This window comes from Serratia sp. CY32780 (assembly GCF_052169135.1).
Classification (GTDB): domain Bacteria; phylum Pseudomonadota; class Gammaproteobacteria; order Enterobacterales; family Enterobacteriaceae; genus Serratia; species Serratia sarumanii.
In genome coordinates, this window is record NZ_JBJNLI010000002.1 from 38,564 (window position 1) to 51,138 (window position 12,575).

The window sequence follows — 12,575 nt, forward strand, 5'->3', positions numbered from 1 at the left end:
CCTTTTCCTTCATTCCAGGAGAAAGACATGGCATACGTTGTGACCGCGCGAGCGGCGTTATTCACCCTCGCTACTGCACTCACCCTTAGCGCGCCGGCGCAGGCCGCCGTCGATGCACACTGTACAGAAAGCAGCATGACGCTGCCGCCCGGCGCGCTTTACCCCAACGGCATCGCCCGCGCGGCGGACGGCACGCTGTATGTCGGCCTGATCACCAGCGGCAACGTGCTGCGCAAACGGCCGGGTAAAGCGTGGGAAATCTTTTTCCCCGGCGCTGACACGGTGTTCGCCTCAAACGCGCTGCGGCTGGACGAACGGCGCGGGCTGCTGTGGGGCAATTCGCCGGACTTCCTCTCCGGCGGCAAAACGCGCGCCAACCGCATCTACGCGCTGAACGTCGCGGATGGCACGCTCAACCGCAGCCTGGCGCTGCCGGCGGGAGAAATGGGCAACGATATCGTGCTCGGCGCAGACGGTACGGTATACGTGACGGAAACCCGCGGCGGCGGCATCCTGCGCCTGCGGCCGGGCGAAGCGGCATTCAGTACGCTGTATCAGGATCCACGCTTAGCGGCCCCTAGCGGGCTGGGCGCCGCCGGGATCGTGCTGCTCGACGACCGGCTGCTGGCTGTCGCCAATTTCGGCACCGGTAAGCTCTACACCCTCAGCTATAACGATTCAAAGCCGCAGTTGACGGAAATGCAGCTGCCGCGCCTGATTGAAAACCCGGACGGGATGGGGTTGGCACCGGACGGCGCGCTGATCGTGCTGGAAAACGGGATCCAGAGCGGCCAGGGGCGGATCCTGCGGATCCCGTCTCCCAAGGCGGCAGGCATGCACCGGATTGAGGTCTTGCGCGAAGGCATGGAATCGCCGGTCAATCTGACTATCACCCCACAAGGCTGCGCCTTCGTCAGCGAATCGCGCATTCGCCACCGCCTGCTGCCCGGCCATGAATCCGAAGTGCCCGACAGCTTCCGTCTCTATCAACTGCCCCTGCCCCTCACCGCCGCGCAATAAACTCCACGCCGCCTCAGCGGGCGGCGACTTGCGTTGTACCGTTAACATCCAATGAATTGAAAATCTTTATTTCGATGGTATTAATCAGAACTATGATTAATTCTAACTTAATAGACTGATTTTAATTAAATTGTTCCACTACACATCGCTGATTATACTTGCCTTATCCCCCACCTTATTATCATCGAGCGTATTCATGAGCCGATACCATGTTTCCAGCAGCGAAGGTCAATATGAGAAAGAATCCGGCGAGCAAGTTCTAGCCAATAAGCTGGGCATCACCGATAGCGACGAACTCGACGGCGCCGAGTTGGTGTTGCTGGAGCAGCTCTACCGTTCCGTTTTCGAACAGCACTTTCCATTAGGAAGAATCACCGTCGAGATGCTTAAGGGATGGCATCACCGCTGGTTAGGCAATATTTATGCGTGGGCTGGACAAGCAAGAGCCGTCAATATCAGCAAAGGAGGCTTCATGTTTGCCCCTTCGACGCGATTGCCCAAACTACTGGACGATTTCGAAGTGAAATACCTGGCAAGTTACACACCTTGCTCAGACATGAGCGAAGAACAGCTGATAGAAGCGATCGCGATAATCCATGTTGAACTGATACTCATACACCCTTTTAGAGAAGGGAATGGCCGTTTGTCACGGCTGTTGGCCGATGTGATGGCGGTTCAGGGTGGGCATAAACCGTTGGATTATCAAAGCTGGGAACAAAACAGAGCCCAATATATCTCGTCTATTCACTCGGGTATGAACATGAACTACGAGCCGATGAAACACTGGGTCAACCAAGCACTAAGAAAGTATTAGGCAAGGCGCAGATGAGCGAATTTTTTACGCACTTCTTCTAAAGAAGCTTCAATTCTGGCTGAAGGTTGACCTGTTTCAACCGCCGTTGATGTCGCCACTGAGCGGGCAATGTCCGTACGAGATGGCTTAACATAACCCACCGGCACTTTTTTAGTATTACTCATGACGCCCCCCGATCAGAAAATTCATTGATGAGATTATATCAAGGATTGTACATAACTTCATGCCCCTCACCGCCGCGCAATAAACTCCACGCCGCCTCAACGGGCGGCGACTTGCGTTGTTGCCCGCAGGCGAACGACAATCTCGCTTCGTTACAACTCCTCCTTGCGCAGCGCTTCCCATTTTTACCTGTGACAGCCGATTGCCCGCTGGGCTAGTATAAGCGTCTGTGCAAACCTCGGGTTTGAGCGCGCCGTTTGGCGTTTTGATGATTTGATTTGCGCCGCCCGCCAAGCGCTGAATGGGGCGGCGCCTGCTGAAACAATGTGATAGCGAATGACGACAATGAAAATCACAGTTCCCTTTACATTCAATGGATTGGAAAAATAATCGCATGAATAGCACCGATAAACTCGATTCGCATACGCCGATGATGCAGCAGTACCTGCGCCTCAAGGCCCAGCATCCTGAAATCCTGCTGTTTTACCGCATGGGCGACTTCTACGAGCTGTTTTACGACGACGCCAAGCGCGCTTCCCAGCTGCTGGATATCTCGCTGACCAAACGCGGCGCCTCGGCGGGTGAACCGATCCCGATGGCCGGCGTGCCGCACCACGCGGTAGAGAACTACCTGGCCAAGCTGGTGCAGCTCGGCGAGTCCGTCGCCATCTGCGAGCAGATCGGCGATCCGGCCACCAGTAAAGGGCCGGTCGAGCGCAAAGTGGTGCGTATCGTCACGCCCGGCACCATCACCGACGAAGCGCTGCTGCAAGAGCGCCAGGACAACCTGCTGGCGGCGATCTGGCAGGACGCGCGCGGCTTCGGCTACGCCACGCTGGACGTGAGCTCCGGCCGCTTTCGCGTCGCCGAGCCGCAGGATCTGGAAACCATGGCCGCCGAGCTGCAGCGCACCAATCCGGCCGAGCTGCTCTACCCGGAAACCTTCGAACAAATGGCGCTGATCGAACAGCGCCACGGCCTGCGCCGCCGCCCGCTGTGGGAATTCGAGCTTGAGACCGCGCGTCAGCAGCTCAACCTGCAGTTCGGCACCCGCGATTTGACCGGTTTCGGCGTCGAACAGGCGCACCAGGCGCTGCGCACCGCCGGCTGCCTGCTGCAGTACGTCAAAGATACTCAGCGCACTTCGCTGCCGCACATTCGCGGCATCACCATGGAGCGCCAGCAGGACGGCATCATCATGGACGCCGCCACCCGCCGCAACCTGGAACTGACGCAGAGCCTGTCCGGCGGCAGCGACAACACGCTGGCGGCGATCCTCGATCGCACGGTCACGCCGATGGGCAGCCGCATGCTGAAACGCTGGCTGCACATGCCGACCCGCGATATCAAGGTTCTCACCGCCCGCCAACAGGCGATCGGCGCATTGCAGGAGCTGTTCACCGATCTGCAGCCTTCACTGCGTCAGGTGGGCGATCAGGAGCGAATTTTGGCGCGTCTGGCGCTGCGCACCGCCCGGCCGCGCGATCTGGCGCGCATGCGCCATGCTTTCCAGCAACTGCCCGACATTCGCGCGCTGCTGCAAGATGTGGATACCCCGCACGTGCAGCAGCTGCTGTCTCAGGTGGGCCAGTTCGACGAGCTGCGCGAGCTGCTGGAGCGCGCGGTCATTGAATCCCCGCCGGTGCTGGTGCGCGACGGCGGCGTGATCGCCCCCGGTTACAACAGCGAGCTGGACGAGTGGCGCGCACTGGCCGACGGCGCCAGCGATTACCTCGATCGGCTGGAGATCCGCGAGCGTGAAAAGCTGGGGCTGGATACGCTCAAGGTCGGCTTCAACGGCGTACACGGCTACTACATTCAGGTCAGCCGCGGCCAAAGCCACCTGGTGCCGATCCACTATGTGCGCCGTCAGACGCTGAAAAACGCCGAGCGCTACATCATCCCGGAATTGAAAGAGTACGAAGACAAAGTGCTCACCTCCAAGGGCAAGGCGCTGGCGATCGAGAAAAGCCTGTACGACGAGCTGTTCGATCTGCTGCTGCCGCACCTGGCGGAGCTGCAGCAAAGCGCCGCCGCACTGGCCGAGCTGGACGTGCTGGCCAACCTGGCCGAGCGCGCCGATACCCTGAACTACGCTTGCCCGACCATGAGCGAGCAGCCGGGGATCCGCATTACCGAAGGCCGTCACCCGGTGGTGGAGCAGGTGCTGAGCGAGCCGTTTATCTCCAACCCGCTCACCCTGTCGCCACAGCGCCGTATGCTGATCATTACCGGCCCGAACATGGGCGGTAAAAGCACTTATATGCGGCAAACGGCGCTGATCGTGCTGATGGCGCACATCGGCAGTTACGTGCCGGCCACCAAGGCCACCATCGGCCCGGTGGATCGCATCTTCACCCGCGTCGGCGCGGCGGACGATCTGGCTTCCGGCCGCTCCACCTTCATGGTGGAGATGACCGAAACCGCCAACATCCTGCACAACGCCACCGAGCATAGCCTGGTGTTGATGGATGAAATCGGCCGCGGCACCTCCACCTACGACGGCCTGTCGCTGGCCTGGGCCTGCGCCGAGAACCTGGCCAACCGCATCAAGGCGATGACGCTGTTCGCCACCCACTACTTCGAGCTGACGACCCTGCCGGAGAAAATGGAAGGCGTGGTCAACGTGCATCTGGACGCGCTCGAACATGGCGATACCATCGCCTTCATGCACAGCGTGCAGGACGGTGCCGCCAGCAAAAGCTATGGCCTGGCGGTCGCCGCATTGGCCGGCGTACCGCGCGACGTCATCAAGCGCGCCCGCCAGAAACTGCGCGAGCTGGAGTCTATCTCCAGCCACACCGCCTCGGGCAGCGTCGATGCCACCCAGATGACGCTGCTGCAGGAAGAAACCTCGCCGGCGGTTGAAGCCCTGGAGGGGCTTGATCCGGATTCCCTGTCGCCGCGCCAGGCGCTGGAATGGATCTACCGGCTGAAAAATATGGTGTAGTCTGGCGCCAAACGCGGGCATAAAAAAACGGTGAGCATGACGCTCACCGTTTTTATTTGATGCGGTTCAACAACCGGCGTTATTCGCGGAACAGCGCCTCAATGCTCAGGCCCTGCATCTGCAGAATCTCACGCAGACGGCGCAGACCTTCAACCTGAATCTGACGGACGCGCTCGCGCGTCAGGCCAATCTCCCGGCCTACGTCTTCCAGCGTCGCCGCTTCATAGCCCAGCAGGCCGAAACGACGCGCCAACACTTCACGCTGTTTGGCGTTCAGTTCGAACAGCCATTTGACGATGCTTTGCTTCATATCGTCGTCTTGCGTGGTGTCTTCGGGCCCGTTGTCCTTCTCGTCGGCCAGAATGTCCAGCAGCGCTTTCTCCGAATCCCCGCCCAGCGGCGTATCCACCGAGGTGATGCGCTCATTCAGACGCAGCATGCGGCTGACGTCATCCACCGGCTTGTCGAGTTGCTCGGCAATCTCTTCAGCGCTCGGTTCATGATCCAGCTTGTGGGAAAGCTCGCGCGCGGTGCGCAGATAGACATTCAGTTCTTTGACGATATGGATAGGCAAACGAATGGTACGGGTTTGGTTCATGATCGCCCGTTCAATCGTCTGACGGATCCACCAGGTTGCGTAAGTGGAGAAGCGGAAACCGCGTTCCGGGTCGAATTTTTCCACTGCGCGAATCAGACCGAGGTTACCCTCTTCGATCAGATCCAGCAGTGCCAGACCGCGGTTGCTGTAGCGGCGGGCGATTTTCACCACCAGCCGCAGGTTGCTTTCAATCATGCGGCGGCGGGACGGCACGTCACCGCGCAGAGCACGCCGCGCAAAATAGACTTCTTCCTCTGCGGTCAGCAGAGGTGAATAACCGATCTCACCCAGATAGAGCTGCGTCGCATCCAATACGCGTTGCGTAACGCCTTGAGACAACAGCTCTTCTTCCGCTAAATCGTTCTCGCTGGTCTCTTCTTCTACCAGCGCTTTTTCATCAAACGACTCGGCCTCAGCTCCATTCTCGTCGAAATCCGCATCATCATGTAACTCGTTAACTTTCAGCGTATTTTGGCTCATATGCTGCTCCTACCCGTGATACCGCGAGCAGAATCTCAGCGTATTCTGCCCAATCTATCGCTGCGGAAGATAACGCAGCGGGTTTACGGATTTCCCCTTGTAACGAATTTCAAAATGCAAACGTACTGAACTGGTACCGGTGCTACCCATGGTGGCTATTTTTTGACCCGCCTTCACTTCTTGTTGTTCCCGGACCAGCATTGTGTCGTTATGAGCGTAGGCGCTCAGGTAATCATCATTATGTTTGATGATGATTAGATTACCGTAACCCCGTAAAGCGTTGCCTGCATACACTACGCGGCCATCGGCGGTAGCGAAGATCGGCTGCCCACGGGAACCGGCGATATCGACACCCTTATTCCCACCTTCTGATGAGGAAAAGTTATCAATAACCTTACCGTCAGTCGGCCATCTCCAGGTACTGACCGGAGCGCTGTTGCTGACGGTGCTGCTCACTGGTGGAGCGGCTTCCGGCGCGGTAACAGGCGCAGCCGCGGTCCCAACCGCTGCGGCCCCTGCTGCAGGTAACATCTTACCTACATTCTGTTTACCCGAGTTTTCAGAATACGCGTTAGTTGATTGAGAATCAACCGTTGCCGTCTGGATCTGGGAGGTGGAAGGTGGCTTCGGAACGCCGCCTTGGGTCGCGTCAGTCGTCGCCAACATACCGCCGCCGCCGTTGGCGGAACCATTACCAAGCTGAATGGTTTGGCCAACATTCAGGCTGTATGGCTCGGGAATATTGTTGCGCTGCGCCAGGTCGCGGAAATCGTTGCCGGTGATCCAGGCAATATAAAACAGCGTGTCGCCGCGCTTGACCGTATAGGTGTCGCCGCCGCTGTAACTCCCTTTAGGAATGGCGTTATAACTGCGGTTATAAACAATGCGGCCCTCTGGACTGGCCTGCTGCGCCCCGCCATTATTATTGCCGGATGGAACGGCGCCGCCGCCACCCACGCTGCTGATAGGGGCCGACGTTGAGGCATTGTTCGTACAACCCGCCAACCACAAACTTACCATCGTACACACCGCAACCCGGCGTAACGTAATCATTGGGCTTCCCGTGCTCATGCTTCCCCCATGACAGCAATATCAGTGATATATCCAAAATACCCTTTACATCGTAGCCGAGCTTTTGCCACTTCCCAGTTTCTGCGATGTAAAGGCGCCGCCGGCCGATCCCTGAATGCCAGGTCATCTCGCGCCGGAGCATCAAAACGCGCGCCAATGCTAACCAGATTGGCGTTGCCGCACCATAAGACAACTACGTAGAAAGGCCAATTCTAGTGAAAATTAACCTGATTGGAACGAGAAAACCTTATCCGGGCATGATGAAAGTGCAACAGATTTTGCCGACGGTCGAAAAATCAGACGATCGCTAGGCCAATTCGCCTTTCACCAGTGGCACAAAGCGCACCGCTTCTACCGCATCGACAACGAACTCGTTGCCATGACGCTGAATGCGTTTGAGAGTTTGAGCCTGCTCCCCCACCGGCAACACCAGAATACCGCCGTCGTCCAACTGTTCCACCAGCGCCTGCGGGATCTCCGGCGGCGCGGCAGTGACGATGATCGCATCGAACGGGCCGCGCGACGCCCAGCCCTGCCAGCCATCGCCGTGGCGGGTGGAAACATTGTGGAGATCGAGCTGCTTCAGGCGGCGCTTGGCCTGCCACTGCAACCCCTTGATGCGTTCGACGGAACAAACGTGTTGCACCAGATGCGCCAGGATGGCGGTCTGATAGCCGGAACCGGTGCCGATCTCCAGCACCCGCGAGGTGGGCGTCAGATTCAGCAGTTCGGTCATCCGCGCCACCATATAAGGCTGGGAAATGGTCTGGCCGGAGCCGATCGGCAATGCGGTGTTTTCGTAGGCCTTATGATCCAGCGCTTCGTCGACAAAACGCTCGCGCGGCACCGCCTCGATCGCCCGCAGCAGCTTTTCGTCCCGGATCCCCTGCTGCCGCAGCTGCGTCAGCAATGTTTGCATGCGCTTGTTCACCATTCCCCGCTAACCTCTGCTTTGGTTAACCATGTTTTCACGACTTCTTGCGCCGCGTAGGCGGTTAAATCCACCTGCAGCGGCGTTATCGCCACATAGCCTTGTTCCACCGCCGCAAAGTCGGTATCCGGCCCGGCATCAAATTTATCACCAGGCGGCCCGATCCAGTAGATATTTTGTCCGCGCGGATCCTGCTGGCAGAAGACCTTGTCGGCTGGATGGCGGCTGCCGCAGCGGGTCACGCGCAGGCCTTTAATCTCCGCCAGCGGCAGATCCGGTACGTTGATATTCAGGATTTTTCCGGTTCGCAACGGTTCGCGCTGCAGCGCGCGCAGGATGCGGCAGGTAATGACGGCGGCGGTCGCGTAGTGCCGGTGGCCGTTCAGCGACACCGCCAACGCCGGCAGCCCCAGGTGTCGGCCCTCCATCGCCGCCGCGACGGTGCCGGAATAGATGACGTCGTCGCCTAAATTCGGCCCGGCGTTGATGCCGGAGACCACGATATCCGGCGCCGGACGCATCAAGGCGTTGACGCCAAGGTAAACGCAGTCGGTCGGCGTCCCCTGCAGCACCGCAATATCCCCGTTGGCCAGCGTCTGCGCGCGCAGCGGCGACTCCAGCGTTAAGGCATTGGAAGAGCCGCTGCGGTTACGATCCGGCGCCACAACCTGCACTTCGGCGAATTCCCGCAGCGCCGCCGCCAGCACCTGAATGCCCGGAGCGCTGACGCCGTCATCGTTACTCAGCAATATCCGCATCGCTGTCATCCTGCTGCATGATCTCGCGAACCACGCTGGTGGCGAAGCTGCCTGCCGGCAGCCAGAAGCGCAGTTCCACGGTAACGTCATCCCACCAGCTCCACCGCATATTTTGCGGCTGCAGCAGCAGGGCCCGACGAGCGGGGTCGACACGCTCGCGCTTTAAAAGCGTAAGCAATTCCGGCTGCTCCGCCAAGCATTGTTGTTCAAATGCCAACGCGCTGCCGGCGGTGCCCGGCTCGCCGTCGCCCGGCAACGTCGCGGTGACAACCAGCTCACCGGCATCCAAGCGCTGTTGCAACGTCTCCAGCTCATCGGCTTTGGCGACAAACCAGCTGCCGCGGCCGCTCAGCTGCAGGGCGTCACCTTCCAGCACGGTGCGCTGCAGGCCGTCCGCCAGGCGCCTGCTCGCGACCAGATTAAACAGCGCGCTGCGGCTGGCAGAGAGGTAAAAACTGCGCTTGCTACGCTCTTTGACGCGAATTTCATCATTCGCCCAGCGGCGCGCCATCACCAGGTTGTTGCCGCCACGGCCGAAACGCTGGCTGCCGAAGTAGTTCGGCACGCCCTGCGCGGCGATGGCCTGCAGACGGCGCTCAACGTCCTGACGATCTGAAATCTGGCGCAGCACCAGCGTAAAGTGGTTGCCCTTCAGGTTGCCGATGCGCATTTTACGCAGGTGGCGGGCATATGAGAGCACCTCGCAGCCTTCCAGCGCAAACCGGGAGAAATCCGGCGTGTCCTTGCCCGGCATATGCAGGCAGAACCACTGTTCGGTCACCGCGTGGCGATCCTTCAAGCCGGCATAGCTGACGGAACGGGCGTGAATACCGGCGAAGCGCGCCAGATAGTCGGCCACGAACTGGGTATTGCAGCCGTTTTTGCGGATGTTCACCAGCACGTGCTCGCCTTCACCGTCCGGTGCAAAGCCCAGATCTTCCACCACCACGAAATCTTCCGGATTGGCTTTCAACACCCCGGTGCTCTGCGGCCGACCATGCAGCCAGGTCAGATTCGCCATATCCATGCGGTTATTCCTTGATCAGCAAGGCAACCGCTTCGCAGGCGATGCCCTCACCGCGCCCGGTGAAGCCGAGCTGCTCGGTGGTGGTGGCCTTCACGTTGACGTCATCCATATGGCACTGCAGATCTTCCGCCAGGAAAACGCGCATCTGCGGGATGTGCGGCGCCATTTTCGGCGCCTGGGCGATAATGGTGATATCGAGGTTACCGAGGCGGTATCCCTTGGCGCGAATGCGTTTCCAGGCTTCGCGCAGCAGTTCGCGGCTGTCGGCGCCTTTGAACGCCGGATCGGTATCGGGGAACAGCTTGCCGATATCGCCCAGCGCCGCCGCGCCCAGCAGGGCATCGGTCGCGGCGTGCAGCGCGACGTCACCGTCGGAGTGGGCCAGCAAACCTTTGTCGTAAGGGATGCGAACACCGCCGATCACCAACGGGCCTTCGCCGCCGAATTTATGTACGTCAAAACCGTGACCGATACGCATGATGCGCTCCTTAATTGTCCAACTGAGTCAAATAGAACGCCGCCAGCGCCAAATCCTCCGGCCGCGTTACTTTAATGTTGTCCGCCCGGCCGGCGATCAGCAGCGGATGGTAACCGCAATGCTCCAGCGCCGAGGCTTCGTCGGTGACGTTCGCGCCTTCATCCAGCGCGCGCTGCAGGCACTGCTTGAGCAACGGCAGCGGAAACAGCTGCGGCGTCAGCGCGTGCCACAAATCCTGCCGATCGACGGTATGGGCGATGGTTTCGCGGCCGGGTTCGGCGCGTTTCATGGTGTCGCGCACCGGCGCGGCGAGAATGCCGCCGACCTTGCTGTGTGCGGTAATCGCCAGCAGGCGCTCGAGATCGTCGGCGTGCAGGCAGGGGCGCGCGGCATCGTGCACCAACACCCAGTCCGCATCGCCCGCCAGATTCAGCCCGGCCATCACCGAATCCGCGCGCTGCTTGCCGCCCTCGGTGACGATCACTCGCGGATCCTGGGCGATCGGCAACTGTTCGAACTGGCGATCTTCGGGGCCGATCGCCACGATCACCCGCTCGATGCGCGGGTGGCGCAACAGGGCATGGATGGCGTGTTCGACGATGCTATGCCGGCCGATAGTTAAATATTGCTTCGGGCATTCCGCCTGCATGCGGCTGCCGATACCGGCAGCGGGCAGGACGGCAATCACCGAGGGAAAGGTGCCTGCGGAGTGATTCATGCGTTATTTTTGTGCGTTGTTTTGCGAGGAAGACGCCGCGTTGCGTCTGGATTGGTCAGGAACCAGACGATAGAAAGTCTCACCGGGCTTGATCATGCCCAGCTCATTACGCGCACGCTCTTCGATCGCTTCCTGTCCGCCGTTCAAATCGTCGATTTCGGCAAACAGCTGATCGTTACGCGCTTTCAACTTGGCGTTGTTGCCCTGCTGGACCGCAACGTCTTCATTGACCCGCACGTAATCGTGAATACCATTTTTGCCCAGCCACAGTGAATACTGTAACCAACCGAGCAATGCCAGCAATAGCAGCGTAAGTTTTCCCATCTCCGCCCCCTGAAAAACCGACCAATCATCCCACAACTTCTCGTTGGACTCCACACTGAGAGCGGCATTTCAACGCCAAATTCAGAATACGGATGAAGGGTTCCCGAGTTTATAACCCAAATCCGCGGCGAAAGCGGCAAAAAAAGCCCCTTTTACCCGACGCGCGCGGCGCGTTTTCCGATGAGAGACACACTGCCCTTCCTCCATTATGCAGCAAGAATCACTGTACCGTCGCTTACCGGCCCATCGCTTACGCCACAGCAATGCAAAAAATGAATATTTACCACCATAGAAAGAATAATCCTCATGCAGCGGTTGCACTTTCATTCATTGAAGCTTATTTTTATGCACTACTAGTGCATAAATAATTCCAATGTATAACCTTTCATTATCGGGGATCGCGATGTTAAAACGTTTAGTTCTGATCGGCGCCTGCCTGGCCGCCACCTTCTCCACCGCCGCGTTGGCGGCTGAACCTACCTACGTCGTCGGCTCCGGCGGCACCTATCGGCCGTTCGAATTTGAAAACAGCCAAAAACAGCTGGAAGGGTTCGACATCGACATCATCAAAGCGGTGGCCAAGGCCGAAGGCTTCCAAATCAAACTGATCAATACGCCGTGGGAAGGGATCTTCGCCACGTTGAATTCCGGCGATCGCGACATCATCATTTCCGGCATCACCATCACCGACAAACGCAAGCAAATGGTTGATTTCTCGGCGCCTTACTTCCCGGCCGAACAGGCCATCGTCGTGCCGCAGGACTCGACGGTCGATTCTATCGCCGCGCTGAAAGCGCTGAAGGTCGGCGTGGTGAACTCCAGCACCGGCGACATCGTGGTATCCGATGTGCTGGGCAAAAACAGCACCGCCATCAAGCGCTTCGACAATACGCCGCTGATGCTGCAGGAGCTGTATGAAGACGGCATCGGCGCGGCGGTCGGCGACGTCGGCGTGGCCAAGTTCTATATCAAAACCCACCCTGAGAAAGCCTTCAAGCTGGTGCCCGACGCCAAGTTCGAGCGCCAGTATTTCGGCATCGCCGTCGCCAAAGGCAACGACGAACTGCGTAACAAGATTAACGCCGGCCTGAAGAAGATCGTCGCCGACGGCACCTACGCCAAGATCTACCAAACCTGGTTCGACAGCAACGTACCGACGCTGCCGGCGGAATAATCAACTGGCGCGCCTCAGCGCAGTCGGCCAGCAAATAAACAGGCGTAGCGAGCTAAGTCAGATTGGGTGC

The 12,575-nt window shown here is 59.1% G+C and carries 13 protein-coding genes; 4 read left to right on the top strand and 9 right to left on the bottom strand.

Going from position 1 to position 12,575, the window contains the following annotated elements:
• Positions 1-27 precede the first annotated feature (27 nt).
• Positions 28-1,020 (top strand): Vgb family protein, encoded by a 993-nt coding sequence (locus ACJ8HH_RS13765; RefSeq protein ID WP_060428626.1) that lies wholly within the window; start codon positions 28-30, stop codon positions 1,018-1,020.
• A 196-nt stretch (positions 1,021-1,216) separates the two neighbouring features.
• Positions 1,217-1,834, top strand: a complete 618-nt coding sequence (locus ACJ8HH_RS13770; protein WP_033649260.1) for a Fic/DOC family protein — start codon at positions 1,217-1,219, stop codon at positions 1,832-1,834.
• Here the strand turns inward: ACJ8HH_RS13770 and ACJ8HH_RS13775 are convergent.
• Positions 1,831-1,998 carry a hypothetical protein gene (locus ACJ8HH_RS13775; protein ID WP_162846236.1) on the bottom strand — a complete coding sequence of 56 codons (168 nt, stop codon included), beginning with the start codon at positions 1,996-1,998 and terminating at the stop codon, positions 1,831-1,833. The two genes, ACJ8HH_RS13770 and ACJ8HH_RS13775, sit on opposite strands and share 4 nt — an antisense overlap.
• 392 nt (positions 1,999-2,390) lie before the next feature.
• Between ACJ8HH_RS13775 and mutS the strand changes: the two genes are divergently transcribed.
• On the top strand, positions 2,391-4,946 hold the full coding sequence (gene mutS / locus ACJ8HH_RS13780; protein ID WP_060451849.1) for a DNA mismatch repair protein MutS: 2,556 nt from the start codon (positions 2,391-2,393) through the stop codon (positions 4,944-4,946).
• 79 nt (positions 4,947-5,025) lie between these two features.
• Here mutS and rpoS read toward each other — a convergent pair whose 3' ends face one another.
• The 8 genes from rpoS to ftsB form a co-directional block, all read right to left on the bottom strand.
• Positions 5,026-6,024, bottom strand: coding sequence for an RNA polymerase sigma factor RpoS (rpoS, locus tag ACJ8HH_RS13785; protein WP_004932578.1), 999 nt, complete (start codon positions 6,022-6,024; stop codon positions 5,026-5,028).
• A 54-nt stretch (positions 6,025-6,078) separates the two neighbouring features.
• The gene (gene nlpD / locus ACJ8HH_RS13790) at positions 6,079-7,077 is read right to left on the bottom strand and encodes a murein hydrolase activator NlpD (protein WP_033649258.1); all 999 of its coding nucleotides are present in this window, start codon (positions 7,075-7,077) and stop codon (positions 6,079-6,081) included.
• 325 nt (positions 7,078-7,402) lie between these two features.
• On the bottom strand, positions 7,403-8,029 hold the full coding sequence (locus tag ACJ8HH_RS13795; protein WP_033637164.1) for a protein-L-isoaspartate(D-aspartate) O-methyltransferase: 627 nt from the start codon (positions 8,027-8,029) through the stop codon (positions 7,403-7,405).
• The gene (surE, locus tag ACJ8HH_RS13800; protein WP_039568903.1) at positions 8,023-8,784 is read right to left on the bottom strand and encodes a 5'/3'-nucleotidase SurE; all 762 of its coding nucleotides are present in this window, start codon (positions 8,782-8,784) and stop codon (positions 8,023-8,025) included. The genes ACJ8HH_RS13795 and surE overlap by 7 nt, the downstream gene beginning before the upstream one ends.
• Positions 8,765-9,811 (bottom strand): tRNA pseudouridine(13) synthase TruD, encoded by a 1,047-nt coding sequence (gene truD, locus ACJ8HH_RS13805; protein WP_033649256.1) that lies wholly within the window; start codon positions 9,809-9,811, stop codon positions 8,765-8,767. The genes surE and truD overlap by 20 nt, the downstream gene beginning before the upstream one ends.
• A gap of 4 nt (positions 9,812-9,815) precedes the next feature.
• Entirely contained in the window at positions 9,816-10,289 is a 474-nt protein-coding gene (gene ispF, locus ACJ8HH_RS13810) for a 2-C-methyl-D-erythritol 2,4-cyclodiphosphate synthase (RefSeq protein ID WP_004932594.1), read from the bottom strand.
• A gap of 10 nt (positions 10,290-10,299) precedes the next feature.
• Positions 10,300-11,007: a 2-C-methyl-D-erythritol 4-phosphate cytidylyltransferase gene (ispD, locus tag ACJ8HH_RS13815; protein ID WP_033649254.1), complete on the bottom strand. Its 708-nt coding sequence runs from the start codon at positions 11,005-11,007 to the stop codon at positions 10,300-10,302.
• Positions 11,008-11,010: 3 nt separating this feature from the next.
• A complete protein-coding gene (gene ftsB, locus ACJ8HH_RS13820; RefSeq protein WP_016929043.1) occupies positions 11,011-11,331 on the bottom strand; it encodes a cell division protein FtsB in 321 nt (106 codons plus the stop codon).
• A gap of 403 nt (positions 11,332-11,734) precedes the next feature.
• Here ftsB and ACJ8HH_RS13825 point away from each other — a divergent pair, with 403 nt between their 5' ends.
• On the top strand, positions 11,735-12,505 hold the full coding sequence (locus ACJ8HH_RS13825; protein ID WP_039568898.1) for a basic amino acid ABC transporter substrate-binding protein: 771 nt from the start codon (positions 11,735-11,737) through the stop codon (positions 12,503-12,505).
• The last annotated feature ends 70 nt before the right edge of the window (positions 12,506-12,575 follow it).